Consider the following 15,986-nt stretch of genomic DNA (forward strand, 5'->3'; position numbering starts at 1 on the left):
TATAGTTCCTCCTGTTAGCATGGTCACATGCGCATGGTGATCGACCTCGAATTGTGTGTGGGACATGGCCGCTGCTACGCGGAGGCGCCCGACGCAATCGACGCCGACGACGAAGGTCGAGCCGTCGCGTTGCTCGTCGACATCCCTGATTCCTTGCGCGGCGCCGTGCACATGGCGGCCGAATGCTGCCCTGAACAAGCCATTCGGGTAGACGAGCACTAAACCCCGCCCCGGCGCGTCATGGTCCACACCGGACGGCGCGCGATAGGTCCACGCCAAATGAAAGGCCAACATGCGCACCGACGTGCACGAAATCGGCATGGCTGAGATGGATTCAGCGATGCGTGCTGCGATTCTCTACGAGGCCAATCCAGCCTTCGGCGTCGACGATCCTCGCGAGATTTGGAGCAGGCTGCTGCACGAGCATCCGGTCATTCGTTGGGAGATGGGGGTTGGCTTCTTTCGCGCCGACGACATCACCGCGGCGGGTCGCCACCCCGAGGTGATCTCCGTGAACCCCTACACCGGGTTGTCCATGGGAATGGGCTCGCGAGACCAGTTGATCCCGCTGCATCTGACCGGCGACACCCACGTGCGCTACCGCAAACTGATCACGCCCCTGCTGACCGCGAAACGGATGGAACCGGGCGCAGACGCGGTACGCGAACTCACTGACGAACTGATCGACGGATTCATCGCCGAGGGCCGTGTCGACCTCTTCGAAGAGGTGTGCAACCCGCTGCCCACCAAGGTATTCCTCCGAATCTTTGGCCTTCCGCAGGAGGATCGCGAGGCCCTGATCGGGTTCAAGGACGACATCCTCGGCGCCACGGGCGACACCCTGGAAGCACGCGAAGCGGCAGGAATGGCAGCCGGAGACCGGTTGCGTGAGCACCTGTCGAAGCGGCTGGCGGAACGTAAGAATGGTCCACTCGGCGACGATTTGATCAGCCAGTTCCTGACTTTCGAGCTCGACGGTCACAAGCTCACCGACGACGAAATCGTGAACCTGATGCACATGTTCACGATTGCCGGGCTCGATACTGTCACCTCATCACTCTCGGTTCAGTTCGCGTGGTTGGCTGCCCACCCGGAAGAGCGCGACCGCCTGGTGGCCAATCCGGCCTCGTGGCCGACGGCCGTCGAGGAACTGATGCGAACCGAATCGCCTGTTCCCCAAGGTGGCTTGCGCTGGGCTGCTGAGGATTTGGAGATCAACGGCGTGGAGGTCAAGAAGGGCCACATGATCTTCTTGGGATGGGCGAGTGCCAACGTCGACCCCTCCGTCTTCGCCGATCCGATGACCGTGGATCTGACGCGTAAACCGAACCGTCACATGTCCTTCGCCGTTGGACTGCATCGATGCCTCGGTTCGCACCTTGCTCGGATGGAGATGGTTGCCGTACTCCAGCGTTTCCACGAACGCATCCCTCAGTACTCCATCGCCGACGGGGAGCGCGTCATCTACCGCACCCTTCCTGGCATTCGACAGGCTGGATCCATACCCATCACCTTCCCCGCCGGGTAGTCGCCGTTCGGGCAGGGCGCGGTGCCACCTCACTGCGCTTGCCGGGCGGCCTCCCGCAGCTTTGACTTGAGCACCTTTCCGGCCGCGGTCCGCGGAAATTCGCCGAGGTATGCCCGAACCTCCTCGGGCCACTTGTACTTCGCCAACCCCAGCATCGCAAGGTGTTCACGCACCTGGGTCAAGTGGGGAGTGTCGAATCCTGGGGCAGGTCGCACGAAGGCACACCCGTGTTCCCCCGTGCGAACGTTCGGGGCGGCCACGACCACCACCTCGTCCACCTCCGGCATCGCGGCCAACGCGAGCTCCACCTCAGCGGCACTCACATTGAGACCCGACCGAATGATGATGTCCTTGAGGCGGTCAGAGACAGTGATATACCCACCGTCGTCGAGCGTGCCGAGATCTCCTGTGCGATACCAGCCGTCGTCAAAGGCCTCGACGTTCAGCATTGGATCGAGGTACCCACTGAACAGGTCGGGACCTCGGGTGAGGATCTCGCCGGTGCCCTCACTGTGATGCCGACCGTTCTGATCACGGATCCGGACCTGCACGCCGGAGCACAGGCGACCATCGGTGCTCGCACGCAAGGACACTGGGTCCGACGGAACGCCCAGACTGATGCTGGGGTGTTCGGTGCAGCCGTATCCCTTCAACGCCGTCACCCCTACGGCATCGGCGCGTTCGATGAGGTCTGACGGCACGCTCGCACCACCCAGCGCGGCCACCCCGATCAGCCGATGGTGCTCTGCCCCGCATCGACCGTTGTCGAGCAAGTCGCGGAGGAACAGCGGCGCTCCGGTACCCGCAGACACGGCGTGGGTCTGCATGAGTGTCAGCACATCATGGGGATCCCAGTAGTCCATCAGGTGCACGTCCTCGCCGATGAGCGGTGGCACCAGGAGCGACGTCAACATCCCGGTGACGTGGCTGACCGGCGACGTGCTCAGGACCGGCCGCCGCCTCGCAGCCATCAACGGCGCCATGTGCAATCGAACTTCGGCGCACAGGGCCCGGTGGCTAAGCAGCACTCCCTTGGGTTCCGCCGTGCTACCAGACGTCCAGCCGATGACCGCCGGCATCGCAGAATCTTGCCGTGCGGGCGGCCTTTCGTCGTCATAGTCGGCGAGATTCTCGAGGGTAGTGGCCCGTGCCGTCGCGGCGCCGCCCCCCACACTGACGACGCGTTCGAGCGTCGTCGATCCAGCGAGGAGATCGTCAACCAGTCCCCCGTTGACGACCTTGGCGGGCATGAAGAGCACTCGGGCTCTCGAGGTCTGGACGACGTAGCGCAACTCTGATCGACCCATCGCGTGACCGATGGGCACCAGGATCGCGCCCAGGTGCACCAATCCATAGAACACCGCGGCGGCTGGTAGCCCATTCGCAAGCTGAAACGCCACGGGGTCACCAGCTTTGACGCCAAGGCGGCTCAGTCCGGCGGCCACTCGCCTGCCCCACGCTGCCACGTGTCCCATAGGCATCGCTAGGTCGCCGGAGCGAGTATGTGCGACGAAGGTTCGACGGCGCGATTCGTGAAGAGCGTTGCCAAGGAGTTCAGCCAGCCCCTCGTCGGTCCACCACCCTGCGCCGCGATAGCGAAGGCGCAGATCGTCGTTGGGCTCGACAGTATGGAACGACGTCATTCAACACTCCAGCCGAAAGGTGGTATACACGTAAAGTCACGCACCAGCCTACTGGCCCGATGCTTCAGGAGCTCGCCTCATGTCTTCTTTCGACGTTGCCCGCTATGACCTGCCCGCCGAAATCAAAGTCGAGGCAGACGGACCCATTCGGCTGGTAACCCTGAACCGCCCCGCAGACTTGAACGGCGCGAATCGGGCAATGCACCAGGGCCTCGCACGGCTCTGGCCACTCCTCGGAGAGGATGACGGCGCCCGGGTCGTCATCCTGACCGGCAGTGGCAAGGCCTTTTGTGCCGGTGGCGATTTCGACTACATGCAGGAGAACCTCGACGACGAGGTGCTGCGAACCGAGACGATGAGAGAAGGCCAGTCCATCATCGAGGGCATGCTGGGTTGTCCGCTGCCCATCATTGCAGCCGTCAACGGGCCAGCGGTCGGTCTCGGGTGCAGCCTGGCGGTGCTGTCGGACATCGTGCTCATCGCCGAAGACGCCTTTCTCGCCGACCCCCACTTGCGGATGGGCCTGGTCCCCGGAGATGGCGGCATGGCGTGGCCGATGCTGACAGGCCTCTCGCGCGCCAAGGAGCACTTGTTCCTGGGTTCGCGAATCTCCGCGGAAGCGGCGGTAGGAATGGGGCTGGCCAGCCGCACGGTACCGACGGGGAGCTTGAGTGACGAGGCATATGCCCTTGCAGCGCGTCTCGCCCAAATCCCCGCCGCGGCACTGCAGTCAACCAAGTTGGCGCTCAATTCCTACCTGAGTCAGCAACTCGACCATGCCTTCACGACAGCACTGTCGGGTGAATTGGCGAGCATGCACTCAGCTGAGCACCGCGCAGCAGTCACGGCAGTTCGATCGAAGGCAGCGGCGAACACCCGCTGACTCTCGCGCTATCCCAGCAGCCGCAAACCGGAGGCGATCAACGGGGCGACCGCGTCGTCGGCGACGTCGATTGCCCCGTCGTCGCTTCGCCGACGGTGAGCGATTCCGGCGGCGATGATGGCGATCTTGAAATACGCCAACGCCATGTAGAAGTCCCACTCGCCCAGATCCCGGCCAGAGGCAGTTGCGTACCTTTGAGCCATGTCTCGTGCGTCAGGCAGCCGCGTCGAGGTCCACGCAGCGTCGACACCGATCACCAGATCGAAGATCGGATCGCGGTAGGCGCACATCAAGGCGACGTCAGCCAGGGGATCACCGAGGGTCGACATCTCCCAGTCCACCACGGCCAACACGCGGTGTGGCGCAGAGGATTCGAGGATGGTGTTGTCAATGCGGTAGTCACCGTGAACGATCGACGTCGCCCCTTGCGCGGGAACGGCATCGCCGAGCCTGGTCAGCAGACGTTGCACGTCATCGCGACGAGAGTCGTCGGCGCGGCACACCAGATCCCACTGATCGCCCCACCGCTTCACCTGGCGCTGCAGGTAGCCCTGTGGACGACCCCAATCGGCAAGCCCGATGCCACCTGGATCCACTGCATGCAAGTCGGCCAGTACGTCGATCAGCGCGTTCACACAGTCGACGACCGCCTGGTCGTCGCCAAGAAGCGCGAGATCTGTCTCTGTCCTGACGACTTGGCCCATCACGTAGTCGACCAACGTGAAGGGCGCACCCAGCACCGTGTCGTCGTTGCACATGACTACCGGGCGCGCCACCGGAATGTCGGTTGCCGCCAATGCCGACACCACGCGAAACTCGCGGGTCATGTCGTGAGCTGACGGCGTGACCCCATGTATCGGTGGCCGCCGCAGCACCCAAGTCGACCGGTCGTCGTAGATCAGGAAGGTCAGGTTGGATCGACCGCCCGATATGAGGTCCGCGCGAAGGGCGCCCTTCCGTTCCACGCCGACGTCGTCGAGGTGCCGAGTAAGCGCTGAGATGTCGAGCGCTGCTGCTGTTGTCGACGTCATGTGATTGCCTTTCGCAGTTCGGTTTTGCGGACCTTGCCCGACGCGGTACGGGGCAGGTGGTCGACGAGTTCGAGTTGTTCGGGCCATTTCGGTCTGGCCACGCCGAGCTTCGCCAAGTGATCAGTCAGCACTGAAAGACTCACCGAGTCGTGGTGACAAGGCACGACGACCGCCACCGCACGTTCGCCGGTGCGGGCATGCGGCACGCCAACGACGGCCACCTCGGCTACCGCGGAGCACGTCATCAGCGCGTTCTCGACCTCCGCGGGGGCTATGTTGACGCCGTTGCGGATGATCAGGTCCTTGCTGCGATCGGTGACCGCGAGATAGCCCTGAGCATCGAGCACGCCGATGTCGCCGGTATCCAACCAACCCCCCGCGTCGAATGCCTCCGCGGTGACGTCGGGCTGGAGATAGCCAGCGCAACGGTCTGGTCCCCTGGTGAAGATTCCGCCTTCGGCGTCAGCAGGCAGCACGGTGCCGTCGACGTCACGAATCTGCACTTCCACGCCGGTAAGCAAGCGGCCGTCAGTGCGCGCCAAGGCCGTGCGGTCGTCGGCCATACAGCCGGCGCTCACGGTCGGATGTTCGGTCAGGCCATAACACCTCAAGACCGTTACGCCACGCTCGGCGGCCTTCGTGACCAGAGACTCGGGGACCGTGGATCCACCCAGGATGACGTAGCCCATCCGTCGTGCGAGTTCGTCGGTGAACTTGGGATGGTCGATCAACGCCGACAGAAAGACCGAAGCGCCGCCGCCGGGAGCCACGCCCTCGGCCAGTGCAGTATCGAGGAGGAAGTCGACGTCGAATGTGTCGATCAGCTCGATTGGTTCGCCGCGGTGAATCGGAGCCAGCATGCCCAACGTCATCCCCGCCGCATGGGCGATCGGCGAGGCTGTGATCTGAGGGGTGGAGGCTGCGGGCACGATCGCCGTCAAGTGGAGTCGCACCTCGGCAGCCAACGTTTGATGAGTGTGCACGACGGCTTTGGGTGCCCCACTCGTTCCTGACGTGAACGCGAGCAGACACGCATCTTCGGCAAAGCGGGGCCAGGGATCTGCCAGAGGACCGTCGAGCAGATCCTCGAAGGCCACGATGCCGCGCGACGATGGGCCGTCGGCGTCACCCTGGCATCCCACGACGATACGTAGCGTCGGCATGTCGGCGCGGGAGTCGCACACCTCGGTGAGATGGTCGCGGCGGTTGCGATTCCCGCAGGTGATGATCGCAGACGCAGCCGAGGCGTTGACGACCTCGACTACGTCCTTGCGGCCGTAGAATGACGCTACCGGCACGACGACGGCGCCGGCGACGGCAGCACCGACGAATGCGACCAGCGCCTCCCAGCCGTTGGGCAACCACAGAACGACGCGTTCTCCACCACCGACACCGTGTGACAGCAGCCCGGAAGCAAACCGACGTGCTGCGGACTCCAGCGATGAGAACGTCTCGTCGCGCCGAGTACGGTTGGTCCATAACGCGATTCGCTGCGAGGGCCGGCGGCGAAGGCCGGCCAATAGAAGTTCGGGCATGGTGGTGTGGTCCCACCACCCGTTGTGGAGGTACGACTGCCTGACTTCGAGAGGAAGGGGCGCGGGCGTGAAGGAGCGAAGGCCTGATGGGCTCGACACGACACTCCCCTCCACTGCTTTACACGTATAGTACAGCTACCGTCCGCCGAGTAAACCCCTTCAGAATGTCGAGGTCCGCGCATTTCGATGCCTATCGAGGGGCGAAGCGCTGAGCTCCGTCCAAGCGAAGCACCTCTCCGTTGACGTACTGGTTTCCCAAAAGGAATGCCGCGGCGTCGGCGTACTCCTCAGGCGCGCCTAGACGTTTGGGGAATGGAACACTCGCCGCGAACTTGGAGATCGCCTCCACGCCCAACGATTCCATGATGGGCGTCTTCATAGTGCCCGGCGCGATCGAGTTCACCCGCACCCCAACCGCACTCAAGTCACGCGCCGCAGCCAACGTCATGCCCACCACCCCGGCCTTGGCCACGGCGTACGCCGCCTGACCAATCTGGCCCTCATAGGCCGCTATCGACGAGGTGAGAACGATCGACCCTCGCTCCCCTCCGAGACCGGGCTCCTCCGCCGAGATCGCTGCGGCCGTCAAACGCAGCAGATTGAAGGTTCCGTTCAGATAGACGTCGATGGTCGACCGGTAGGCGTCGAAGTCGGCAGGCATGCCGTCACGCCCCACGATGCGCTGCGCAACACCGGGTCCACCGTGCGCCATGACGCCATAGCGCAACGGAGCCATTCCCTTGGCAAGCGCCAGTGCGGCGTTCACGCTGTCGGAGTCGGTGACGTCGGTGCGCGTGAACAGCGCGCGCGAGCCGAGTTCGGCCGCCAACGCCTGCCCCGGCCCCTCCGCCAGATCGCAGATCACGACCGCAAGCCCGTCGGCGTGCAGACGACGTACCGTGGCTGCGCCCAGCCCGCCTACGCCGCCGCTCACCACGACCGAGGCGTCGATGTTCAAAGCCATTGGGGTAGCCCTTCTTCGATGGAATCCAGATCGCCAAACGGAGGGTCAGGGCAGGCGTTCGAAGATGGTCGCGTTGGCAGTGCCGCCGCCTTCGCACATCGTCTGCAAACCGAAGCGCCCTCCGGTGCGGCGCAAGTGATGAATGAGGGTCGTGGCAAGACGAGTTCCCGAGCAGCCCAGGGGATGGCCGAGCGCGATCGCCCCGCCGAGCGGATTCAACCGATCGATGGAGGCTCCGACGGCGGCCTGCCACGCAAGCGGCACCGATGCGAACGCCTCGTTCACCTCGAAGGCGTCGATGTCCTGTAGCGACAGGCCTGAACGCTTCAACGCCAGTGCCGTAGCGGGAATCGGACCAGTCAGCATCTTCACCGGGTCGTCGCCAGTCACCACTGCTGTGTGCACACGCGCCATCGGGGTGATGCCCATACTGCCCGCACGTTCCGAGGTCATGACGAGCACCGCGGACGCCCCGTCGGAGATCTGTGACGAGTTGCCGGCAGTGATCTTCCCGTTCTCCAGGAACGGCGTCTTCAACTGTGCGAGCGCTTCGACGGTTGAGCCGCGACGTACCCCTTCGTCGGACACTATGTGCGAGTCGGCGGTGGGTACAGCCACGATCTCCTCGTCGAAGGCGCCCGTGTCTTGCGCTTCGGCGGCACGCTCGTGCGACATCAGCGCGTACTCGTCGAGCTGGGCGCGAGAAAGGCCGTATTCCGAGGCGATGAGTTCGGCCCCGGCGCCCTGGTTGAAGCGGCCGTTGAAACCTGGGCCGGTCAAAGCGTCCGCGTATCGGGCAACGGCGCTCCCACCCATGTCACCGGTGCCCTCGACGTAGGCGGCCGACATCGGTACACCCGACATCATCTCCACGCCTCCGGCGACGACCACATCCGCCTGCCCGGAAATGACGGCGGCGGCCGCGGTCGAGATTGCCTGCTGAGCAGAGCCGCACTGGCGATCGATGGTGAATCCTGGAATGGACTCCGGCCAGCCCGCGGCTAGCACGGCCATTCGCCCGACGTTGCCCGACTGCTGACCGATGCTGATCACATTGCCCCAGTGGACGTCGTCGACTACCGAGGCGTCGACCTCAGCGCGACGGATGAGTTCCTGAAGTATCAACGCCGAAATGTCCACGGCATGAACATTTTTCAGCCCACCGTTCCGTCTGCCGATTGGCGTTCGCACGGCCGCAACGATTACTGCATCGCGCATGTGTCCTCCTCGGTTTCGACCACCCCGCCCCGCCGAATCGGCGATTGCGCATGGCCGAACTATACACGTATAGTTTGCGTCATCCGTCGAGGTTCGGTCGAAGTCGGCGACCTCACGACACATAAGGAACCGAGTGCGACGCGACATCTTCGAGCCCGAGCACGATCAGTTCCGCGGCACCGCGCGCTCGTTCTACGAGACCGTCTGCGTACCCCACACCGACGAGTGGGAACAGCGAGGCTACGTCGACCGCGACGCGTGGCTGGAAGCCGGCAAGCTTGGACTGATCGGGTGGGAACTCCCCACTGAGTTCGGCGGAGCCAGCATCAAGGACTTCCGCTTCAACGCCATCATGACCGAGGAGTTCCACGCGACCGGCGCGGTAGGCATCGGCCTCGGCGTCCAGAACGACATCGTGGCCGGCTACATGGACAACCTGACGACCGACGAGCAGAAGTCACGGTGGCTACCCGGCTACGTCGCCGGCGAACTGATCAGCGCCATCGCCATGAGCGAACCCGGTGCCGGTTCGGACCTGGCCAAGATCACTACCTCGGCACGTCGGGACGGCACCGACTTCATCCTCAACGGCTCAAAGACGTTCATCTCCAACGGAATGCTCGCCGATCTGATCATCGTCGTATGCCGCACCGACCCCGACGCCGCATCTCCCCACAAGGGCATCAGCTTGCTGATGGTCGAAGCGGGCATGGCCGGCTTCACGCGCGGCCGCAAATTGGACAAGATCGGTCAGAAGTCGGCAGACACCGCCGAACTCATCTTCGATGACGTCCGCGTCCCGGACAAAAATCTGATCGGTCAACTCAACCGCGGTTTCTACCATCTCATGACAAACTTGCCTGCCGAACGCCTCGGCATCGCCATCCACGCCGCTGCACAGGCGCGGCGCGCACTTGACCTAAGCACCGGATACGCGAAAGACCGCAAGGCTTTTGGCCAATCCATCGGGACGTTCCAGGTGAACCGCCACGCGCTGGCCCAGATGAGCACCGAGATGCAGGTAATGCAGATCTTCGTCGACAAGGCGATCATGGCGGTAAACGCTGGCGAGCTCACCGCCGACGAGGCCGCCGGCGCCAAGTGGTGGGCCACCGAAACCCAATGGCGCATCATCGATCGGTGCCTCCAACTTCACGGCGGCTACGGATACGTCAACGAATACGAGATCGCCCGTCTCTGGCGCGATGCCCGCGTTCAGCGAATCTATGGCGGTACCAACGAAATCATGCTCGACATCGTCGGTCGCGGCATGGGGTTCTAGGTCCTTAGTGGGATGAACGTCGTCGACCGCACGCACCGGCCAGCCCCCGGGGAAGAATGTCGGCGCGAGTGCCGAATCCGTTTAACGGCAGTCCTGGTGAATCCCCAGCCATGACCACTTACCTCGATGCCCAACTCGCCTGGGCGACGGTAGAGCACTGCCGGCCCTCCATGCGTAGGCGTGAGCTCAACATCGTATTCGTGGCGTTGGGCGCGGGCGACTACTACACCGCCATCGCGGCATCCATCGCGGCGATGAATCACGCACAGAACTCGCTCCCGGAAGAACTGCGCGACGGGCTCACCGCATGGGCAGATCTGATAATGGATCCTCTGTCTCGCAACCGAATTGACGATCTGATTGCGCGTGCTTCGGTTACTCCCGCCCCGATTCCCCTGACGCGATGCGACGTACCCCTCGACCGTCCGCCCGAGCGACCCAGGCGAATGCGATAGCGCTAGGAATCGTTCTGCCGCTCGACGCCGACTGCACCCAGTGACCAAACCCAGGAGATTTCATGGCCGTAGAAGCTGCACCGACTGACGACTCTCCGACAGTCCTCGTCGATCAACGCGACCGCATCCTCGTCGTCACGATCAACAGACCCGATGCAAAGAACGCCGTCAACAGCCCCGTAAGCAAGGGCCTGGCCGAGGCGATGGACCGGCTGGACGACGACCCCAGGCTATCCGTCGCCATCTTGACCGGTGCGGGTAAAAGTTTCTGCGCAGGAATGGATCTCAAGGCGTTCGCGCGAGGCGAAGAGATTGCCATACCTGGTCGCGGGATGGGCTTCACCCAACAGCCACCCAAGAAGCCCGTCATTGCCGCAGTGGAGGGTTACGCCCTCGCTGGCGGTATGGAGATGGCGTTGGCCACCGACCTCATCGTCGCCGCCTCCGACGCGACATTTGGCATTCCAGAAGTGAAGCGCGGACTGGTGGCTGGCGGTGGAGCTCTGCTGCGACTACCGGGGCGCATCCCCTATCAAATTGCGGTGGAACTCGCCCTGACGGGTCGAAACCTGACCGCCGTGCGCGCTCACGAGCTTGGTCTGGTCAACAGTCTCACCGAGCCCGGGGGCGCACTGGCCGGGGCACTGATCCTCGCCGAAGAGATCACTGCCAACGGCCCCCTCGCCATCGCAGCGACGAAACAGATCATCACAGACGCCGCCGGCTGGTCCCCGGAAGAAGCCTGGCTCCGCCAGGAGGAAATCTGCATCCCGGTCTTCGCGTCAGATGACGCACGTGAAGGGGCCCGAGCATTCGCAGAGAAGCGGCCACCAGCCTGGACCGGCGCCTGAGCAGGGACGCCCATCGCCGATTTTCTACTGGCGCATAGTCACCGACACATACGCTTCGAGAGTTGTACAGCAACAGCTCTGGCAATCGGCTAGCGGGCGGGAGATGTCACTCCCGTTGGTCGCGTGGTGACCGTACGCGCTGCATTCCGCCAGCGCGGCGTCAAATATTGCAGCGTCATGAGAGCGGTTACGACGATCCTCGGTGCTCGTGAGCGGTCGCGGGTTGGCCAGTGGTCATCCGCTGGAGTACTGCCGCCGGGTGGCCAACGTGATCTACGGCGATCCCGTCATGCTGGAGTTGATCGAGAGCAATTCCTCGCTGCAGCAGGCCGTCGATGGCTTCTTTGGCCTATTGCTCAGCCCGGATGCGACCCACACCGAGCTCGTATCCATGACACTGCTCACCTCAGGAATCTACGGGTGCGGGCCTGGCGGAGCCAGCAGATGGACCATCGGCGCCGTTCTGCCGCCCGAGCACCGCGGCACTCGGGCCGCCCGTGACGGGATGTTCGGTATTAGCCCGTCACGCCGATTCGTAGTCGATGCCTTTCTTGCGGCCGAAAAGGCCACGACGCTCGGTCGCGTACCCAAGGTTTTCCATGACTTTCACGGCTTTCGCTTCGAGCTTGTCCCTACCAGTCACCCCGCGTTTGACCGCCGATCCCAGTGCGGTCTTCACACCCCAAGGCAGGGGCCTGCCGAGGCGCTCGAGGGCGTCAAGGGCTATTTCGACCTGTCCTTGGCCGGGAGCAGAGCCGTCGGCGGGTTGAAGTAAACCGATGATCACTGCGGTGATCAACTGCCGCCGTGCTGGTTCGGCGGTCAACTCGGCGACCCGCCACACATCGATGAGTGCTCGGCGTTGGGGATTGTTATGGCACTGAGTGAAACGCTCGACCAGCAAGTCGGCGATCGCATCATCGTCCAGTTCGTTGAGCCCGACGATTGATGAGCCTAGGGCGGTTACTCGGCCCGCATCTGGATCAACGATCTGGGAGCGGACGAACTGCACCCGCTGCTCTGCCGTCCACCCGCGGCGAAGCTTGCGTAACTCGTCGGCTATGTCCTGGGTGACCACGCCGCGTGCGCGCAACGTCGAAACAAATTGGGAAAGCTGCTCAACAGTGAATGATCCAACCTGCAACCACAACTCGGCGACTGTGGATGCACCGATGGTGAATCGCTCCACAGTCGCCACCATGTAGGCGTGATCTAGGCCGCCGGGCAAATCTGTCAGTGCAATATCCGAGCTGGTGATGAGCTTTAGCTGCAACTCAAGACTGAACGGCTCCTCGAACCACTGCGACTCGGCGATATCGGAAAGTAATTGCAACAACGAGCTTTTGGGATCGCTGAGCGCGGACGCGCCAAGGGCGAAGATCGTTGTTGCGTCGTTGTACAGGTAGCTGGCAAGCGGTCCATCGCGGTCCACTACAGCACCGAAGTTGGCGCTGAAGTTGTCGTGCAGGGCCGGCGTGACTGCACCGAACACCTGATCGCGCCGTGCGAATCCCGCATCGTAAATGGGTTGCAGTTTGCGCAGGACATCGGATCGAGACTGTGCTTGGGCCGGTTCTGTGAGAGGGGCCGCGAGGGCGGCGGAGATCGAATCGGACACGTCGGGCCTGGCATCAGGGGGCAGGTGATCTGATAGCCGCTGAATGGATGCGACGGAGCGGTCGACTACCTTCAGGCCGGGAGAGTCGTCCTCGTTGATGCGCGTCCACAGCGTGTCCGCGGCTGTTTGCAGCAGTGGTCCGTGACGCCGTTCAACAGTCTCGGCGGCGACGGCGTCGTACCACTGCGGCCAGGTGAAGGTCGGGCGCCGGGGAGCGGACGTGAGAATGGCCTCGACGAGAACATCCGACGAAACAGGGGCAACCCCAGCCAACAACGGCGCCGCGGCCTCCCGCGCGGACATGTGGTTAATGTCCAATAGCAGGAGCACGATCTGTTGGGCCACCTCAGTGCTCTTGATGCGGTCACGCGCGAGCGCGGCGATGGCCACGACAATAGGGAGCGGGTTCAATGCGTCAGAATTCGGCGACGCGGATGGGGCGGACGGGGCGGCGGCTAATTGTTGTCCAGGCTCCGGCTTGACGTAGGCCTTGAATGCCGCTGCGAGGGCGGCCGAAATGTCGCTTCGACACGCGTCAAGGAAGTCGAAGAGTGTGGCATCGGACAGGTCCTCAAGCTGACTGACGCATCGTTGGCCCTCGTCCTGCGCAATGGCGGTCGCGGCGATGCGCGCAAGGACGCCACGGTTGTCGCTTAGCGCGGGCTCCGGATTGCGCAGCAGGAAGTGCGCGCTGGCAGTACCTACCGTGTCGACGTAGTCGAGCACGGCCCCGCGCAGTCTCTGCGCTCCGTTGGAGGTTCCGATAGCTGCGAGATTCCATGCGGCTTCGACTGTGGTGTCGTCAAGGATCTCCCGAAAGACGTCGATCAGCAGAGCTATGGATTCACTGGCGGAATCGGCAACATGAGCCACTGGCAGGGTAGGGGTGGCTACGTAGAGATGGAGCAGTGTCGAGGCGACGTTGCGAGCTCCCAGTCCGACGCTGGTCCTCATCAAGTGGTTCAACAGATTGACAACGCCGCGTTGGGTGGCGTCGTCGCAACCGCGCAGGCGTTCGGCAACTGTCGTTACGTCGGCGGTTTCGGCAGCATCCTCTATCGCTGCGGCGAGCTGACCGTCGAGTCCGTAAGCAGCGCCGCTGCTGTGCATGAACACTAAGTCGCGTGTGGGCCCCGGAACAGTACGGGTGCGCCGCAGATAGTCGAGAAGCTGCTGGTTGCTGGCTAGTGCCGTTCGTTGAACGTCAACGGCCGTGGCTTGGTCGGTCAACAGGTTTGCAGGTGCGGCTCGACTCAACGCATAGGCGCGAGCTCGCTCTATCGCCCGGTCAGGCCACGATGCGTCGAGGTTCACATCATCGGGATGAGCGAGCATGTGCAGGACCATCTCGGGCAGGCGCGCATCAATTTGGAGATCTCGAGCGAAAAGCGGAAATTCGACGCGGAGACATACGAGCTTGGCAAGCTCCGCGGCAGCATCTCGCGGATCTGTTGCCAGCAGACGCTGAGCGTGCCGATCCTCGGCGAGGCGATAGCTCAACGCGAAAGCGTTCAGAAGGTGTTTGACCCGACGTGGGCTTGTGACATGGGTAGGAACGAGTACCGAGACCACGTAATCGCTGCTGATGTCAGCCCACAGCCCGTCTCTATCCTTCACGAGGTCGGCGGCGAAGGCGGTGATGCGCTGGGAAAGCAGCGGCGGCAAGCTGACCTGATACTGAAACACTTTGTCTAGGTACGCGCTGCCGGTGCTGTAGTACGGGTTGACTTCGTCGGTAGGGGTCTCCTGTTTAGCCGCCCGCGTGAGGCTCTCTTCAAGCACCTGCTGATCCGCAGCCACCAGGAAGACACACCTGTCGGTACCGAGAAAGGTTCGGATCGCGTCGAGGGTTGCCACTACATCGTCGGCCGAGCATCGATCGACCTCGTCGACGAACACCACCAACCGACGAGCACCGGAGTCGCGAACCAAGTCGGCGAAAATGGACTCGAATTGTTCGTCACTCTCTGGCTTGCCCAGAGTGCGATCGACCTGCAAGGTCCTGCTCGACAGGGTGATCAGAGCCGAGAGCAACGCCGCGGGGACCAGGGCCGCGTTGGCGACTTGGCCCGCAAGCTTGGCGAAGGCCTCGCCGTAGGGTTCGGGCTGTGGCCAGGCGATTAGCGCGATGATGACGGCGAGCAATGCTGCAAGAGCGAACAACAGGCCAGCAAATGTCGCAACGATCCGAACCCAGCGCGACACCGGAATCGCGATGTCTGTCCTGGTGCGGCCGGTGTACAGGTCACTGTGATATTTCGGCTTACTAATTCCGAGTTGGGTGGCAACGGCGGAAATTAGATTGCGGCGGAGAGGGGTTTCGGCGTACTTATAGGCGTCGAAACGCGCAAATTTGGTGCCAGGACGGCGAGCAACAGCGTCACGAACGAGGTTGCCGATGCCGCTTTTCCCCGATCCCCACGGGCCATATAGCGCGACGTTGGATCGGGCTGGAACCGTGACCACCAGCGCGGCGAGCTGGTCCGCGATACGCAGGTGAGCCAGCTTGTCGGCCCCGGCTGTAGATACCTCTTGGTCGTCAAAAAGATCGCCAGATTTAAGCAGCGGCGGAGCAGATTCGACCATAGTCAGCTTTCGTCGTTGCGCCGGGGCGTATGCGGCGTCTGAATGCAGTGCAGGAAGAAATTCATTTTGGCCTGGGGGTACGACAACAAGCCAGGGCACGGCGCGCCCGGCGTTGCGTCGACCCCAGAGCGAACCGTATGCCTATTGCGTTGGCGCACATCGGCATGCACCTCCCAGCCTCAAGGTGCAAAGTCGGTTCGGCATGCCAAGGCACCCCGGTGGTGGACCTTGTCTTTAACCTCATCGTCGGTTCCGGCAACTCGGCAGTCGCGATCGATCAGGCTCTTCGCTTGGGTGATGGTCGGTCCCATCACGCCACACTTCTCCACGAACGTTCGGCGGGGCCCAACATCGGGGCTTCACACCCAGTACCTGGATGGGCTGTACCGCGT

The 15,986-nt window shown here is 63.2% G+C and carries 11 protein-coding genes; 5 read left to right on the forward strand and 6 right to left on the reverse strand.

Annotated features, from left to right (window positions below):
• The first annotated feature begins 27 nt into the window (after window positions 1-27).
• Together ASD37_RS12950 and ASD37_RS12955 are read left to right on the forward strand one after the other, a co-directional pair.
• The gene (locus ASD37_RS12950) at window positions 28-222 is read left to right on the forward strand and encodes a ferredoxin (RefSeq protein ID WP_056551369.1); all 195 of its coding nucleotides are present in this window, start codon (window positions 28-30) and stop codon (window positions 220-222) included.
• Window positions 223-340: 118 nt separating this feature from the next.
• The gene (locus ASD37_RS12955; protein WP_162253261.1) at window positions 341-1,528 is read left to right on the forward strand and encodes a cytochrome P450; all 1,188 of its coding nucleotides are present in this window, start codon (window positions 341-343) and stop codon (window positions 1,526-1,528) included.
• A 29-nt stretch (window positions 1,529-1,557) separates the two neighbouring features.
• On the opposite strand, the gene ASD37_RS12960 is transcribed toward ASD37_RS12955, so the two are convergent.
• Window positions 1,558-3,171 (reverse strand): AMP-binding protein, encoded by a 1,614-nt coding sequence (locus ASD37_RS12960; protein WP_056551372.1) that lies wholly within the window; start codon window positions 3,169-3,171, stop codon window positions 1,558-1,560.
• 79 nt (window positions 3,172-3,250) lie between these two features.
• On the opposite strand from ASD37_RS12960, the gene ASD37_RS12965 reads away from it, so the two are divergent.
• Window positions 3,251-4,054 carry an enoyl-CoA hydratase/isomerase family protein gene (locus ASD37_RS12965; RefSeq protein WP_056551374.1) on the forward strand — a complete coding sequence of 268 codons (804 nt, stop codon included), beginning with the start codon at window positions 3,251-3,253 and terminating at the stop codon, window positions 4,052-4,054.
• Window positions 4,055-4,062: 8 nt separating this feature from the next.
• Here ASD37_RS12965 and ASD37_RS12970 read toward each other — a convergent pair whose 3' ends face one another.
• The 4 genes from ASD37_RS12970 to ASD37_RS12985 form a co-directional block, all read right to left on the reverse strand.
• The gene (locus tag ASD37_RS12970; RefSeq protein WP_056551376.1) at window positions 4,063-5,085 is read right to left on the reverse strand and encodes a phosphotransferase family protein; all 1,023 of its coding nucleotides are present in this window, start codon (window positions 5,083-5,085) and stop codon (window positions 4,063-4,065) included.
• On the reverse strand, window positions 5,082-6,620 hold the full coding sequence (locus ASD37_RS12975; RefSeq protein WP_082570122.1) for an AMP-binding protein: 1,539 nt from the start codon (window positions 6,618-6,620) through the stop codon (window positions 5,082-5,084). The genes ASD37_RS12970 and ASD37_RS12975 overlap by 4 nt, the downstream gene beginning before the upstream one ends.
• 190 nt (window positions 6,621-6,810) lie before the next feature.
• Entirely contained in the window at window positions 6,811-7,584 is a 774-nt protein-coding gene (locus tag ASD37_RS12980; protein WP_056551378.1) for an SDR family oxidoreductase, read from the reverse strand.
• Between the two features lie 45 nt (window positions 7,585-7,629).
• A complete protein-coding gene (locus tag ASD37_RS12985) occupies window positions 7,630-8,802 on the reverse strand; it encodes a thiolase family protein (RefSeq protein ID WP_056551380.1) in 1,173 nt (390 codons plus the stop codon).
• 133 nt (window positions 8,803-8,935) lie between these two features.
• Here ASD37_RS12985 and ASD37_RS12990 point away from each other — a divergent pair, with 133 nt between their 5' ends.
• On the forward strand, window positions 8,936-10,084 hold the full coding sequence (locus ASD37_RS12990; protein WP_056551383.1) for an acyl-CoA dehydrogenase family protein: 1,149 nt from the start codon (window positions 8,936-8,938) through the stop codon (window positions 10,082-10,084).
• A 517-nt stretch (window positions 10,085-10,601) separates the two neighbouring features.
• Window positions 10,602-11,390: a crotonase/enoyl-CoA hydratase family protein gene (locus ASD37_RS13000; protein WP_056551387.1), complete on the forward strand. Its 789-nt coding sequence runs from the start codon at window positions 10,602-10,604 to the stop codon at window positions 11,388-11,390.
• 523 nt (window positions 11,391-11,913) lie between these two features.
• On the opposite strand, the gene ASD37_RS13005 is transcribed toward ASD37_RS13000, so the two are convergent.
• Window positions 11,914-15,594 (reverse strand): P-loop NTPase fold protein, encoded by a 3,681-nt coding sequence (locus ASD37_RS13005; RefSeq protein ID WP_056551389.1) that lies wholly within the window; start codon window positions 15,592-15,594, stop codon window positions 11,914-11,916.
• Window positions 15,595-15,986 lie beyond the last annotated feature (392 nt).

The sequence above is a fragment of the Mycobacterium sp. Root135 genome (assembly GCF_001426545.1).
Classification (GTDB): domain Bacteria; phylum Actinomycetota; class Actinomycetes; order Mycobacteriales; family Mycobacteriaceae; genus Mycobacterium.

Excerpts from the sequence above, each read along its gene's own strand:
- ASD37_RS12955 (WP_162253261.1), top strand. The coding sequence starts at position 341 with ATGCGTGCTGCGATTCTCTACGAGGCCAATCCAGCCTTCGGCGTCGAC.
- ASD37_RS12965 (WP_056551374.1), top strand. The coding sequence starts at position 3,251 with ATGTCTTCTTTCGACGTTGCCCGCTATGACCTGCCCGCCGAAATCAAA.
- ASD37_RS12985 (WP_056551380.1), bottom strand. The coding sequence starts at position 8,802 with ATGCGCGATGCAGTAATCGTTGCGGCCGTGCGAACGCCAATCGGCAGA.
- ASD37_RS13000 (WP_056551387.1), top strand. The coding sequence starts at position 10,602 with ATGGCCGTAGAAGCTGCACCGACTGACGACTCTCCGACAGTCCTCGTC.
- ASD37_RS12975 (WP_082570122.1), bottom strand. The coding sequence starts at position 6,620 with ATGCCCGAACTTCTATTGGCCGGCCTTCGCCGCCGGCCCTCGCAGCGA.
- ASD37_RS12980 (WP_056551378.1), bottom strand. The coding sequence starts at position 7,584 with ATGGCTTTGAACATCGACGCCTCGGTCGTGGTGAGCGGCGGCGTAGGC.
- ASD37_RS13005 (WP_056551389.1), bottom strand. The coding sequence starts at position 15,594 with ATGGTCGAATCTGCTCCGCCGCTGCTTAAATCTGGCGATCTTTTTGAC.
- ASD37_RS12950 (WP_056551369.1), top strand. The coding sequence starts at position 28 with ATGCGCATGGTGATCGACCTCGAATTGTGTGTGGGACATGGCCGCTGC.
- ASD37_RS12960 (WP_056551372.1), bottom strand. The coding sequence starts at position 3,171 with ATGACGTCGTTCCATACTGTCGAGCCCAACGACGATCTGCGCCTTCGC.
- ASD37_RS12970 (WP_056551376.1), bottom strand. The coding sequence starts at position 5,085 with ATGACGTCGACAACAGCAGCAGCGCTCGACATCTCAGCGCTTACTCGG.